This is a genomic window from Gemmiger sp. An120 (assembly GCF_002160955.1).
GTDB classification, from domain to species: Bacteria; Bacillota; Clostridia; order Oscillospirales; family Ruminococcaceae; genus Gemmiger_A; species Gemmiger_A avium.
Map to the genome: position 1 here is coordinate 1 of NZ_NFLN01000010.1, position 12,671 is coordinate 12,671.

The 12,671-nt window shown below is 60.7% G+C and carries 13 protein-coding genes and 1 other RNA gene; 5 read left to right on the plus strand and 9 right to left on the minus strand.

Translation table 11 applies throughout. From position 1 onward, the window contains the following. Positions 1-234: transaldolase family protein (locus B5E65_RS09380; protein ID WP_275532866.1), on the plus strand; the 234-nt coding region annotated here is incomplete at its 5' end. Positions 235-304: 70 nt separating this feature from the next. Here B5E65_RS09380 and ssrS read toward each other — a convergent pair. Then, positions 305-496: non-coding RNA, 6S RNA (gene ssrS, locus B5E65_RS09385), on the minus strand. A 12-nt stretch (positions 497-508) separates the two neighbouring features. Continuing rightward, positions 509-832, minus strand: a complete 324-nt coding sequence (locus B5E65_RS09390; protein ID WP_087171515.1) for a DUF1292 domain-containing protein — start codon at positions 830-832, stop codon at positions 509-511. Between the two features lie 393 nt (positions 833-1,225). Between B5E65_RS09390 and B5E65_RS09395 the strand changes: the two genes are divergently transcribed. Genes B5E65_RS09395 through B5E65_RS09405 form a run of 3 tightly spaced genes read left to right on the plus strand, consistent with a single transcriptional unit; the run spans position 1,226 to position 3,965 of the window. Beyond that, on the plus strand, positions 1,226-1,951 hold the full coding sequence (locus B5E65_RS09395) for a peptidylprolyl isomerase (RefSeq protein WP_087171516.1): 726 nt from the start codon (positions 1,226-1,228) through the stop codon (positions 1,949-1,951). Positions 1,952-1,984: 33 nt separating this feature from the next. After that, positions 1,985-3,523, plus strand: coding sequence for a cardiolipin synthase (cls, locus tag B5E65_RS09400; protein WP_087171517.1), 1,539 nt, complete (start codon positions 1,985-1,987; stop codon positions 3,521-3,523). Between the two features lie 25 nt (positions 3,524-3,548). Beyond that, positions 3,549-3,965 (plus strand): DUF3842 family protein, encoded by a 417-nt coding sequence (locus B5E65_RS09405; RefSeq protein ID WP_087171518.1) that lies wholly within the window; start codon positions 3,549-3,551, stop codon positions 3,963-3,965. Positions 3,966-4,017: 52 nt separating this feature from the next. Here B5E65_RS09405 and B5E65_RS09410 read toward each other — a convergent pair whose 3' ends face one another. The 5 genes from B5E65_RS09410 to B5E65_RS09430 form a co-directional block, all read right to left on the minus strand. Continuing rightward, positions 4,018-4,569, minus strand: coding sequence for a DUF1836 domain-containing protein (locus B5E65_RS09410; protein ID WP_087171519.1), 552 nt, complete (start codon positions 4,567-4,569; stop codon positions 4,018-4,020). Between the two features lie 25 nt (positions 4,570-4,594). Next, the gene (gene ruvX, locus B5E65_RS09415) at positions 4,595-5,023 is read right to left on the minus strand and encodes a Holliday junction resolvase RuvX (RefSeq protein WP_087171520.1); all 429 of its coding nucleotides are present in this window, start codon (positions 5,021-5,023) and stop codon (positions 4,595-4,597) included. A 189-nt stretch (positions 5,024-5,212) separates the two neighbouring features. Further along, the gene (lysS, locus tag B5E65_RS09420) at positions 5,213-7,222 is read right to left on the minus strand and encodes a lysine--tRNA ligase (protein ID WP_087171521.1); all 2,010 of its coding nucleotides are present in this window, start codon (positions 7,220-7,222) and stop codon (positions 5,213-5,215) included. A gap of 176 nt (positions 7,223-7,398) precedes the next feature. Beyond that, positions 7,399-7,881, minus strand: coding sequence for a transcription elongation factor GreA (gene greA, locus B5E65_RS09425; protein WP_087171522.1), 483 nt, complete (start codon positions 7,879-7,881; stop codon positions 7,399-7,401). A 323-nt stretch (positions 7,882-8,204) separates the two neighbouring features. Further along, a complete protein-coding gene (locus B5E65_RS09430; protein WP_087171523.1) occupies positions 8,205-10,283 on the minus strand; it encodes an elongation factor G in 2,079 nt (692 codons plus the stop codon). A 284-nt stretch (positions 10,284-10,567) separates the two neighbouring features. On the opposite strand from B5E65_RS09430, the gene B5E65_RS09435 reads away from it, so the two are divergent. Continuing rightward, positions 10,568-10,864, plus strand: coding sequence for a YerC/YecD family TrpR-related protein (locus B5E65_RS09435; RefSeq protein ID WP_087171524.1), 297 nt, complete (start codon positions 10,568-10,570; stop codon positions 10,862-10,864). Between the two features lie 77 nt (positions 10,865-10,941). On the opposite strand, the gene B5E65_RS09440 is transcribed toward B5E65_RS09435, so the two are convergent. Continuing rightward, complete coding sequence (locus B5E65_RS09440) at positions 10,942-12,060, minus strand: SLC13 family permease (RefSeq protein WP_087171525.1); 1,119 nt, start codon at positions 12,058-12,060, stop codon at positions 10,942-10,944. 155 nt (positions 12,061-12,215) lie between these two features. Further along, entirely contained in the window at positions 12,216-12,602 is a 387-nt protein-coding gene (locus B5E65_RS09445) for a helix-turn-helix domain-containing protein (RefSeq protein ID WP_087171526.1), read from the minus strand. Positions 12,603-12,671 lie beyond the last annotated feature (69 nt).

Below are 12,671 nucleotides of genomic sequence, written 5' to 3' on the forward strand. Positions count from 1 at the left end.
GGCATCGACCTGATCGAGAGCATCGCGGCGATTTTTGCCAACTACCCGGACATCGAGACCCAGATCATCGCGGCCAGCGTGCGCAACCCCATCCATGTGACCGACTGCGCCCTGGCCGGTGCGGACATCGCCACCGTGCCCTACAAGGTCATCGAGCAGATGACCAAACATCCCCTGACCGATTCCGGCATTGAGAAGTTCAAGGCCGATTACGTCAAGGTGTTCGGGGAATAAGCCCTCCGTCACAGATCCCGATACAGAAAACAGCCGCGAAGCAAATGCTTCGCGGCTGTTTGGATTTTCCACCTATCCCGCCATGGCCGTCTGCAGCCAAATCAAACCTACCGGTATGGCAGGTGGGTGCCCTGCCCCCGGGTTCACGCTCCCTTCGTCCGCCCGAGGGCGGGAGGTCTGCGATCTGCCGGGAGACCCGTGCTCCCTTTAATTGATTAGTAGGATTTTTCAGACTGCAACAAATCGAACCGGGCAGGATGCCTTGTGTCTGCTCTCAGGACTGGATGTCGAAGAAGTCTTCCAGACGCTTCTCGAACTCCTTGCTCACTTCCAGAAGTTCCTCATCGTCCTCCACGATATCCATGTACTCGCCTTCCTCATCCTCGCCCACCTTCATGATCAGCATCTGCAGATCTTCGTTCAGCGAGGCCTCGTCCGCCACATAGGGTACCAGGGCCATGTAGCGGGTTTCCTTGTAGTCCAGCGCGTCGATTACCTCAAAGGTATGCTCTTTGCCGTCCTCATCCTCCAGGGTGATGAGATCAGGTTCGTAGTCTTCTTCCTCCGGCTGCAGGGCCGGGTTGTTGGTTTCTGCCATGGGCTTCTCCTCCGTTTCGGGGGTTATTGTCTATACATAGTTTACCCTGTTTGCCCGCCGCCGTCAAGCGCCCGGACAGGAACAAAAAAGTTTTGCCTGTTTTTTCTATTTTACAGCCAAGTATGCTATAATAACCGCAGAGTGTCTGTTTCACGGCGCCCCTGCGGGGCAACCGAAAAAGATAGCAAATTATAGCATACTCGCTGACGCGGTATGCTATAATAGCCGCAAAGCGGCTATTATCCCTTATTTTAAATGCCCTTTTTCTCGCCCCTGCGGGGCAACCGAAAAAGATGGCAAATTATAGCATACCTGCTGACGCGGTATGCTATAATAGCACCAAAAGCACCAAACTCATTTTAGCACCAAACTCATTTTGCGCGGAGGTATACCATGCATAAATCGATCCTGCGCCTGGCCGGGCTGGCCCTGGCCGCCGGCCTGCTGCTGGCAGGCTGCGGCGGTGGCGGCGTGCTGTCCGGCGGCGTGAACCGCCCGGCTGTGGAGAGCACGGAACGCCAGTTCACGGGCCCGGCCGAAGGCGACACCATTGCTGTATTCAACACCTCCAAGGGGGAGATCCGGGCGGTTCTGTATCCGGACGCTGTCCCCATGGCGGTGGAAAACTTTATTGGTCTTGCCCAGCAGGGTTACTACGACGGCACCGTTTTTCACCGGGTTATCGAAGGGTTTGCGGTGCAGGGCGGTGACGGAACCGGCACCGGGACCGGCGGCACCTCCATCTGGAAGGGCAATCCCTACCCGGTGGAATGGAGCGACAGCCTGCATCACTACGCGGGAGCCCTGTGCATTGCTTTCAGCCCGGAGGACGAGACCAGCGGCCTGAGCCAGTTCTATTTTGTTCAGGCCCATCCCGGCATTACCGATGAGCAGAAAACCCAGCTGGCCGAAGCAGGCTACCGGCAGGAAGTCATTGATGCCTACGCCGCCGCGGGCGGCACGCCGTATCTGGACTATACCGACACGGTGTTTGGCCAGATCTACGAGGGCATGAAGGTAGTGGACGAGATCGCGTCGGTGGCAGTGGATGAGAACAACCGGCCCACTGAGGATGTGATTCTCAACTCGGTAACCATCGAGACCTATACCGCCGGATAAGCGCGGCGGAGACGAAAAAAGGAAGGAGCGTTCATGAAACGTTTATTGCGCGGGGTGCTGACCCGCACCTTCTTCGCGGTGGTGCTGGTCCTGCTGCAGATTGCATTGACCATCGGGCTGTTCCTGTGGGTGGGCAGCCTGGCCCCCTATGTCTACCTGGCATTGATCGTGCTGAGTATCCTGTTTATCGTGGCCCTGCTGGACCGGGACAATGTAAACCCGGCCTACAAGATCATGTGGATCCTGCTGATCGTATCCCTGCCGCCCACCGGAAGCCTGTTCTATCTGTTCTGGGCCAAACCCCGGCACCGGGGCCGCAAGGCACTGCGGTACGCCCAGTGTGAGGCCCGGGGCCGCCGGGCCTGCCCGGTGGACGAGGAACCCCTGCGCCGCCTGCGGGAGTACTCCCCTGCCATGGGCCGCTGCGCCCGCTACCTGGCCGACTACGCCGGCGCGCCGGTATACGGGGACACCTCCAGTCGCTATTTTGCCTGGGGCGAGGATTTCTTCCCGGTATTTCTGGAACAGCTGCGAAACGCCAAGCGGTTTGTTTTTATGGAGTACTTCATCATCAACCCGGGCTATATGTGGGACACCACCCTGGCGATCCTGAAAGAAAAGGCCGCCCAGGGCCTGGACGTGCGGGTGATGTACGACGCGGTGGGCTGTATGTTCACCCTGCCGGAGGGCTACGACCAGGTACTGCGCAGCTACGGCATCAAGTGCGTGGTATTTTCGCCGCTGGAGGTAAGCCGCCGCATCTCGGACTACCGGATGTTCAACCACCGGGATCACCGCAAAATCGCGGTAATTGACGGCAACGTGGGCTTTACCGGCGGGCTGAACTTTGCGGATGAGTACATCAACCGGAAGAAGCGGTTCGGTGTCTGGAAGGACACCGGCCTGATGCTGCAGGGCAGCGGTGTCTACTCGCTGACCTGTACCTTCCTGAGCAACTGGGACTACTGCACCGGTGCGGCCAGCCACTATGAGGACTACGCCCCCCAGCTGCGCTGCCCGGCAGACGGCTATGTGCAGCCCTATGCGGACAATCCGCTGGATCAGGAAAACATCTCGGAAAACGCCTATTTCAACATTCTGCATCAAAGTCAAAACTACGCCTATATCGTGACCCCCTATCTGGTGATCGACAGTGAGATGATCTCCAGCCTGAAGCTGGCCGCCAAGAGCGGTGTGGACGTGCGGATCATCACCCCCGGTATCCCGGACAAATGGTATGTCTACTGGGTGACCCAGAGCTTCTACCGCACCCTGCTGGAGGCGGGCGTCCGCATCTACGAATACACCCCCGGCTTCATCCACGCCAAGATGTATGTGTCGGATGACCGGATGGCGGTGGTGGGCAGCGCCAACATGGACTACCGCAGCCTGTATCTGCATTTTGAAAACTGCTGTGCTTTTTACGGCGGCAAAATGGTGCAGGATGTGCGCCGGGACATTGAGCGCTGCATGACCCAGAGCCGGGAAGTGACCATCGAGGATGTGGACCACACCCCCTGGCCCAAACGGCTGTTCCAGTTGTTCCTGCGGCTGTTTGCGCCGCTTCTGTGACCCATTGTATGCGAAAAGGAGACCTATGGAGACTGCAAAACCAATCCTGATCATTGACGGACAGGGCGGCGGCATGGGCCGCACCCTGATCACCCAGCTGCGGGCCGCGGGCTGCACCCGGGAGATTCTGGCTGTGGGGGCCAACGCGGCCGCAACGGCGGCCATGCGCAAGGCGGGCGCCAATGCCGGAGCCACCGGCGAAAACGCGGTGCTGGTAAACGCCCCCCGGGCGGCCGTGATCGCGGGCCCGTTGGGCATTGTACTGGCGGACAGCCTGCTGGGCGAATGCACCGCCGCCATGGCGGCAGCGGTAGCCCGCAGTCCGGCCCACAAGGTACTGGTACCGGTAAGCCGGTGCGGCGTGTCGGTGGCCGGCGTGGAGGAAAAGCCCCTGGCCGATTACATTGCCGACGCGGTGCAGCGCATTCTGGCGCTGGCGTAAGCACAGAAAAAACGTGCCCTTTTCTGCGGAAAAGGGCACGTTTTTTATTGGATTAAACTGTCTGCGTCTCCTGCTCCTGCCGGGCGGCAAACTGCAGGCGCTTTTGCACATAGACCTTGCCGGCACAGGCCAGCACGATGCGGCGCACCATGGCGCTGAGCTCGGTGGGCACCGAAGCGGTATCCGGCGGCTGGGTAATGTCGTCGCTTTCCAGCACGGCGCGCAGGGCGTTTTCCAGTTCGGCGCAGAAGTAGTCATAGGCCACCTGCGGCGGATATTCCGCCAGACCGGCCCGCAGGATCGCGTCCACCTCCGGGATGCTGAACACCTGCTTCATGACACAGAGCACCAGCAGGCTGGCCAGCTGCTGGCGGTCGTACTTCTTGTTCTGGGGCCGGGCAATCACCTGCTGCTTGACGTAGTTGTTCACCATCGCCTTGGTCAGGTTGTTCTCGCTGCCCACGCCCAGCGGGGCCAGGGCCTCGTTGATATAGCCGGTAAGCTGATCCATATACAGCTGAATTCCGGGCAGTTCCGCCCAGCGGGGGCAATGAAACTGCAGCAGCTGCTCGGCCAGCTGGCTTTGCCGAAAGGTTTGTTCCATCGTCAGTACCTGCTTTCCGGGGCGGTCAGGCCTCGTCCGGGTGGTTCTTGCGCCAGGCCAGGAAGCTGTCCAGAATCACTGCGGCACTCACCGCATCCAGCTTCTGCTTGCGCTTTTTGCCAAAGGTGCCGGCCTCGGTCAGCTGCGCCGCGGCGGTCACGGTGGTGCGGCGCTCGTCCCACAGGCGCACCGGCATCTGGGCGCCCAGTTCCACCAGCGCCGCCAGTTTGCGGGCTTTTTCCGCGCGGGCACCCTCGCTGCCGTCCATATTCCGGGGCAGGCCGATCACGATCATACCCACGTCGTATTCCCGGCTGGCATAGATGATCTTTTCCGCCACCTTGGCCATGCTTTTTTCTTCAATCTGCCCCACCGGAGTGGAAAGAAACTCGGTGCGGTCACAAACGGCCAGCCCGGTGCGGGCATCGCCGTAATCCACTGCCATGATCTTCATTGTTTATTCCGTATCCTCTCTGGAACGGGGCTGCACGCCCGCGTTCCCGGCATTGTGCGGCTCACAACCGCGTATGGTAGTATTGTACACCATATCCCCCGCCTTTTCAAGCGCGGGCAAAACAGCAAACCAGCAGGGTCCGGACGGGCCCTGCTGGTTTTTAGCACCGGCAAACTGCCGGACAATCAATCAATACAGCTTCGCGCCGGCGGGGATGCGGTCGTCCAGCATCAGCAGGTTCAGGCGCTCCTCGCCCTGTTCGCTGTGCACGGCGCTGATCAGCATACCGCAGGAATCGATGCCCATCATCTTGCGGGGCGGCAGGTTGGTGATGGCCACCAGGGTACGGCCCACCAGCTGCTCCGGCTCGTAGTACTCGTGGATACCGCTCAGGATCACACGGGGGGTGCCGCTGCCGTCGTTCAGCTCAAAGGCCAGCAGCTTTTTGCTCTTGGGCACGGCCCAGCACTTGGTGACCTTCACGGTGCGGAAGTCCGACCGGCTGAAGGTCTCGAAGTCCACCATATCCTGGAACAGCGGCTCGATCTCCACCTTGGACAGATCCAGGGTATCGATGGCCGGGGCGGGAATACCCGCGGTGGGCACGGCAGGGTCCGCTGCCGGGGCCGGAGCGGCTTCGGTTTCCTTCTTGGCCGCCTCGCCCGTGCCCAGCGGCTTCATGGTGGGGAACAGAATGACTTCCCGGATGGTGCTGGAATTGGTGAGCATCATGACGCAGCGGTCGATGCCCATGCCCATGCCGCCCGTGGGAGGCATGCCGTACTCCAGCGCGGTCAGGAAATCTTCATCCATCATCTCGGTCTCGTCATCGCCGCGCTCACGCTGCTCCACCTGCTTCTGGAAACGCAGGCGCTGATCGATGGGATCGTTCAGTTCGGAGTAGGCGTTGGCCAGCTCGCTGTGGCAGATGAACAGCTCGAAACGCTCGGTCAGGCGCTTGTCTTTCGGGCTGCGCTTGGTGAGCGGAGATACCTCCACCGGGTACATGGTGATGAAGGTGGGCTGCACCAGCTTTTCCTCGACCTTCTGGTCGAAGCAGGCGTACAGGGCGTTGCCCCAGGTCTTTTCCGCGGCATCGGCCAGTTCCACGCCGATGGCCTTGGCGGCGGCCACCGCTTCGGCGTCGTCGGTGATGGCACCGAAGTCCACGCCGGCGTACTCCTTGACCGCGTCCACCATGGTCAGGCGGCGCCAGCCCGGGGTCAGGTCGATGGTTTCGCCCTGCCACTGCACCTGGTAGGTGCCCAGCAGTTCCTTGGCCGCACCGGACAGAATGCCCTCGGCAATGTCCATCATGGTGTGGAAGTCGGCGTAGGCCTGGTACAGCTCCACGGTGGTGAACTCGGGGTTATGCTTGGGGTCCATGCCCTCGTTGCGGAAGATACGGCCGATCTCGTACACACGATCGATGCCGCCGATGATCAGCCTCTTCAGGGGCAGCTCGGTGGCGATGCGCATGTACATGTCGATGTCCAGGGTGTTGTGGTGGGTGATGAAAGGCCGGGCCGCCGCGCCGCCGGCGATGGTGTTCAGCACGGGGGTTTCCACCTCCATGTAGCCACGCTCGTCCAGGTAACGGCGCATATAGCGGATAAAGCCGCTGCGGACCTCGAAGGTCTTGCGGACTTCCGGGTTCATGATCAGGTCCACATAGCGCTGACGGTAACGGGTCTCCTGATCCTTCAGGCCGTGGAACTTCTCGGGCAGGGGCAGCAGGCTCTTGCTCAGCAGCACGATCTCGGTGACGTGGACGCTGATCTCGCCCATCTTGGTGCGGAACACAAAGCCGCGGACACCCACGATATCGCCGATGTCAAACTTCTTGAAAGCCTGGTACTCGTCAACGCCCACGTCCTCGCGGCGCACATACAGCTGGATGCGGCCGGTGCAGTCCCGCAGGTCGGCAAAGCTGGCCTTGCCCATGACCCGCTTGCTCATCATACGGCCCGCCATGCAGACAGCCGGGCCGTGCTCGCCCTCGGCCGGATCCACAAAGGCGTCCTTGACCGGCTGGGCGTAATCGCTCTGGGGCCAGCTGGTGCGCTCAAAGGGGTCCTGGCCGGCCTGCTGCAGCGCGGCCAGCTTTTCCCGGCGCACCGCTACCAGTTCGCTGTAGGAAGGTTCCGCCGCGCCGTTCTGCGGCTGGCGGGCGTTGGTCGTGTTCTCGTTCTGTTCCATCAAGGATTCCTCCCGTTTTTCACTTTATGGGATGGGCGGGGCAGAATACCCCGTCCCAATATCATACATAGATAGTATTATAGCATATTCCCACGGGCTGCGTACAGGGCTTTTTCCCGGATTTTCCGCCAAAAAACAAAAAAAGAGAGGCCGAAGCCTCTCTTTTTTCGTTGGGATTACAGCTGCGCGCGGGAGATCTCCAGAATCTTGTACACGCAGGTAGCGCCGTTGGGCAGCTGGATCTCGGCGGTTTCGCCCACCTTTTTGCCCAGCAGACCCGCGCCCACCGGGCTCTCGTCGCTGATTTTGCCGTTCATCGGATCGGCCTCGGTGGAACCTACGATGTCGTATTCGTCCACGTCGCCGTCTTCATCCTCGATCTTTACATGGGAGCCTACCGACACCGCGTCCAGATTCAGATCCTCGTTGTCGATCACCCGCACGTGCTTGAGCATGGCCTCCAGCTGGGCGATCCGGCTCTCGATAAAGGCCTGTTCGTTCTTGGCCTCGTCGTACTCGCTGTTCTCGGACAGGTCACCAAAGCCGCGGGCGGTCTTGATCTTCTCCGCCACGTCCTTACGGCGCACCGTCTTGAGTTCTTCCAGTTCCTGCTCCAAAGCGGTCAGACCCGACCGGCTGATCACGATCTCTTTCGCCATAGTATCCATTTCACTCCTTGCTTTGCGGGGGCTTGGACAACTTTCCCTCCGGGCGCCCGCCCCGCTAATTTTGATATTATAGCCTACGCACATACTTCTGTCAACCAAAGTGGGTATTTTTGGACAGATAAATAAAAAACGACTTCTTTTTTTGGCAGACGCTTAGGATCTGCCGGGGGAATTTTGTCGTGCGTACGGCAAAACAGGCGGAAGGGGCCCTTCTTCCACTGTTTTGCCTTTCGCAGGCAGAACGGCAAAAAGCCCCGGGCAGCGCCTGCCCGGGGCTTTGCTGTCGATTGGATTGTATGCGCGGGGTATCCGGATTATTCGTCGTCGGCGGGGCCGTTGCCCAGTTTCTTGGCCTCCTCGATGACCTTTCCTTCCAGCATGGAGGGCAGCGGCTCATAGCGGGTGAACTCCAGGGTGAACCAGCCGCGGCCCTGGGTCAGCTGCCGCATGAAGGTGGTGAAGTCCTGCATTTCGGCCATGGGCACCTCGGCCTCCACGACCTGCAGGCCGTCCTCGTCCGGGTGCATGCCCAGCACACGGCCGCGGCGCTTGGTCACGTCGCCCATGATGTCGCCGGTGTTGTCGCCGGGCACGTGGGCTTTCAGGGTGCCCACCGGCTCCAGCAGGATGGGGCCTGCCTGGGGCAGAGCCGCCTTATAGGCCAGCTTGGCCGCCATGATGAAGGCCATTTCGCTGGAGTCTACCGGGTGATAGCTGCCGTCCAGCAGGGTGGCTTTCAGGCCCACCACCGGGTAACCGGCCAGCACGCCATGGGCGGACGCCTGATGCAGGCCCTTTTCCACGGCGGGGAAGTAGTTCTTGGGCACGCTGCCGCCGAACACCTTCTCTTCAAAGACCAACTCTTCGCTGTCGCAGGGCTCGAACTCGATCCACACGTCACCGAACTGGCCATGACCTCCGGTCTGCTTCTTGTGGCGGCCCTGGGCCTTGCACTTCTTGCGGATGGACTCACGATAGGCCACACGCGGCGTTTCCAGGGTGATCTCCACGCCGAACTTGGCTTTCAGCTTGGCCACCACCACGTCCAGGTGCTGTTCGCCCAGGCCGCTCAGCAGCTGCTGGCCGGTCTCGCTGTCCACACGGTAGCGGACGGTGGGATCTTCCTCGATCAGGCGGGCCAGAGCCGCGCCGATCTTGCCCTCATCCCCTTTCTTGGCCACCTTGACCGCCATGGACAGGGTGGGCACCGGGAACGCCGGGGCGGGCAGCGCCGCCACGCGGGCGGGATCGCACAGGGTATCACCGGTCTGGGCGGCGGGCAGCTTGGTGATCGCGCCCATATCGCCGGCGGGGATCATTTCGGCATCGGTCTGCTTTTTGCCGCGCACGGTGAGCAGCTTGCCCAGACGCTCGGTCTCGCCGGTACGGGCGTTGACCAGGGTGCTGGATGCGGTCAGCTTGCCGCTGAGCACACGCACATAGCTCAGCTTGCCCACAAAGGGATCGGCTACCGTTTTATATACGTATACGGCGGTGGGATCGGCCTCATCGCACTTGAACTCCACCTCTTCGCCGTCGGCGTTGACGCCGGTACGGCCGCCCGCGCGCTCGGCGCTGGGCAGCAGACGGACCATGTTGAGCAGCAGCATATCCAGCGCCTGCAGGTTTACAGGGCTGCCGCAGAACACCGGGGTGATGATGCCGTTCTTAACGCCCAGGCGCATGCCTTCCACGATTTCCTCGGTGGTAAAGGGCTCGCCCTCAAAGAACTTCTCCATCAGCGCGTCGTCGGTTTCGGCCACGGCTTCGCTCATGGCTTCCACCAGGCCTTCCAGGCGGTGGCCCATGTTGGGCAGTTCGATCTGGATCTGCTTGCCGCCCTCATACTTGAAGGCCTTCTGGCTGAACAGGTTTACATAGGCAACCGTGCCGTCGTCCAGGCGTACCGGCACCACGCAGGGGCAGATGGACGGACCGAAACGGGTTTTCAGATCCTCCAGAATCTTATAGAAGTTGGCATTCTCCAGATCCATCTTGGAGATGAAGATCATGCGGCTCTTGCCCTGCTTTTCGGCCATCTTGTAGGCCTTTTCCGCGCCTACCGACACGCCGCTGCGGCCGGACACGCAGATCAGAACGCTTTCCACCGCGGGCAGGCCCTCGTACATGCCCACCTCAAAATCAAACAGGCCGGGCACATCGATCAGGTTCAGCTTGATGTCCTCGTACTGCACGGGCGCCACTGCGGCCGACAGCGAGGCGTGGCGCTTGGCCTCCTCAGGGTCGAAGTCGCAGACGGTGTTGCCGTCCTCCACACGACCCATGCGCTCCAGCGCACCGGTGGTGTAGAGCAGAGATTCCACCAGGGTGGTCTTGCCGCAGCCAGCATGGCCCGCGACGAGGATGTTGCAGATTTTGTTCGCTTGGTTCATGTCGTTACCTCTCCCCGCTGCCGCCTGAGTTTGCCCCGACCGGAACGCGGCAGCGCTTATGCAATAATTTTACCATAATACTTTTCATATTCAAATACAAAACTGGTAACTATGGACGAAAACCCATCCAAAATTTCCCGTATGGCTTTGTACATTGTGCCGAAAGCAGACAAAAAAACAACAAAGTTTTCGTCGATTCAGGATTGTAGAGTGCAGCAAAAGGTGGTACAATATATAAGAGAAAATGCGCGGCCGTGTGTGCCGCGCCAAAAAGGAGAAAGGCTATGCCAAAAAAAATCGCCGCTGAGCGCAACATGGAATTTTACCGGGCGATCCTGCTGCTGAAAGACGAGGACGAGTGCCGCCGCTTTTTTGACGACATCTGCAGCGCCGCGGAACTGAGCTCCATGGAGCAGCGCTACCAGGTAGCCGCCCTGCTTACCGAGGGCAAGGTGTACACCGACATTCTGGAACGCACCGGCGCTTCCAGCGCCACCATCAGCCGTGTGAACCGCATGCTGCAGGGGGGCACCGGCGCCGTATCGGAAATTTTAGAGCGCAGTAAAACTTCGACTCGCTAAATTCAGAAAGCATACTGTCAATTAAAAGCGCGTGCCCTGTACAGAGGGCACGCGCTTTTAATTTGTTGCTTTTGTCGTTACGCCAGGCCCATGGCCCAGGCCATGGCCAGCAGCACCACCAGGCCCGCCAGGTTGACAGCGGCAAACCAGCCCAGGAACCGGCCCATCCGGGCGTTGGGGCTGCGGGCGTACAGTTTCAGAGAGATCAGGCTGGCCAGCGAGGCCACCGGGGTACCCAGACCGCCCAGATCGGTGCCCAGCAGCAGGCCTGCGCCGTCATTGGTGAAACCGGACAGCAGCACCGCAGCGGGCACGTTGCTGATCAGCTGGCTGGCCGCGGCGGCGGTGAACAGGGTGCTGCGGGCCAGCATGGCCTCCAGCAGGCCGCGCACCGCGGGAATGGCCCCCAGATTGCCCGAGAAGATAAAGAAGCAGACAAAGGTGGCCAGCAGGCTGTAGTCCACCGTGCGCAGGGTGCTGCGGGAGAGCAGCAGCAGGGCTGCCAGGGTTACCACGAACACCACCGGCACCGGCAGAACATGCAGCACCGACAGCAGGCAGAGCACAAACAGCGTGCCGAACAATGCCAGGCTGCGGGCCGCAGGGGCCGGGGCGGGGCTGTCCATCCGCACCTGTACCGACTGGTTGGGCAGCAGCAGGCAGGGCAGCAGAACGCCCACCAGGCTTACCGCCGCAAAGGGGCCTACCAGCGCCAGGAACTCGCCAAAAGAAAACCCGTACCGGCTGTACAGGTACAGATTCTGCGGGTTGCCCATGGGCAGCGCCATGCTGCCCAGGTTGGCCGCCGCGGTCTGCAGCACCACCACCAGCGGGGCCTGTTCGGTCCGGCCGCAAAGCCCCAGCAGCAGCACCGCAAAGGGCACAAAGGTAAGCAGCGCCACGTCGTTGGTGATGAGCATGGAACTGAAGAAAGGCAGCAGCACCAGCACCCCGCAGAGCAGCCGGAAGCTTTTGCGGCCTGCCAGCAGGCGGCGGCCCATCCAGTCAAACAGGCCGCTGGCCTGCAGCCCGGCCACCACCGCCATCAGGCAGAACATCTGCATAAGCACGTTCCAGTCGATATACCCCAGCCAGGCTGCGGTGGGCGGCACCCAGAACGCGCTTACCGCCGCGCACACAAAGGCGATGCAGAGCACCGCCTCCTTTTTCATCCATCCCCACACCTTTGCCGCCATCTGCCGCACACTCCTCTTTTTTCCGCACAAAACCCGCCGGTGGTCCTGCCGGCGGGCGTTTTTTCTACAGCCGGTTTTCCGGCGTTTGTTAGCATAGCACATTTGTCCGGGAAAAGAAAGGTTTTTGCGCAAACCAGCGGCAAAAAATCGCATTTTCAGAGGATTTTGGCATACCGCAGAAGCAGCCCCAGCACCAGCGCGAGAGCCGATATGCCGATGATTGCCCAGCCAAACAGGCACAGCCACCGCCAAGCAAGGCGCAGCAGTTCCTCGGCCTTTTCGCTCCTTTGCAGCAGGGCATCCACCTTTTGAATGGTCTGGCTATCGTTGCGCACCGCCTGCAGATCCACATCCCGCACCAGTTCATCCAGCGAAAGCTGAAAGTAATCCCCCAGCAGCACCAGCTTCTGAAAATCCGGGTAGGACTGGCCCGCCTCCCATTTGGATACCGTCTGCCGGGATACCCCCAGCTCCAGCCCCAGTTCCTCCTGGGACAATCCTTTCTGCTTGCGCAGCCGAACGAGTTTTTCACAAAACAGCATGGTTCTCTCTCCTTTTCCGCCGCCGCAGCGGCTCTGTCTGGTTCACAGAATACCCCGGCGTCGTTTTTC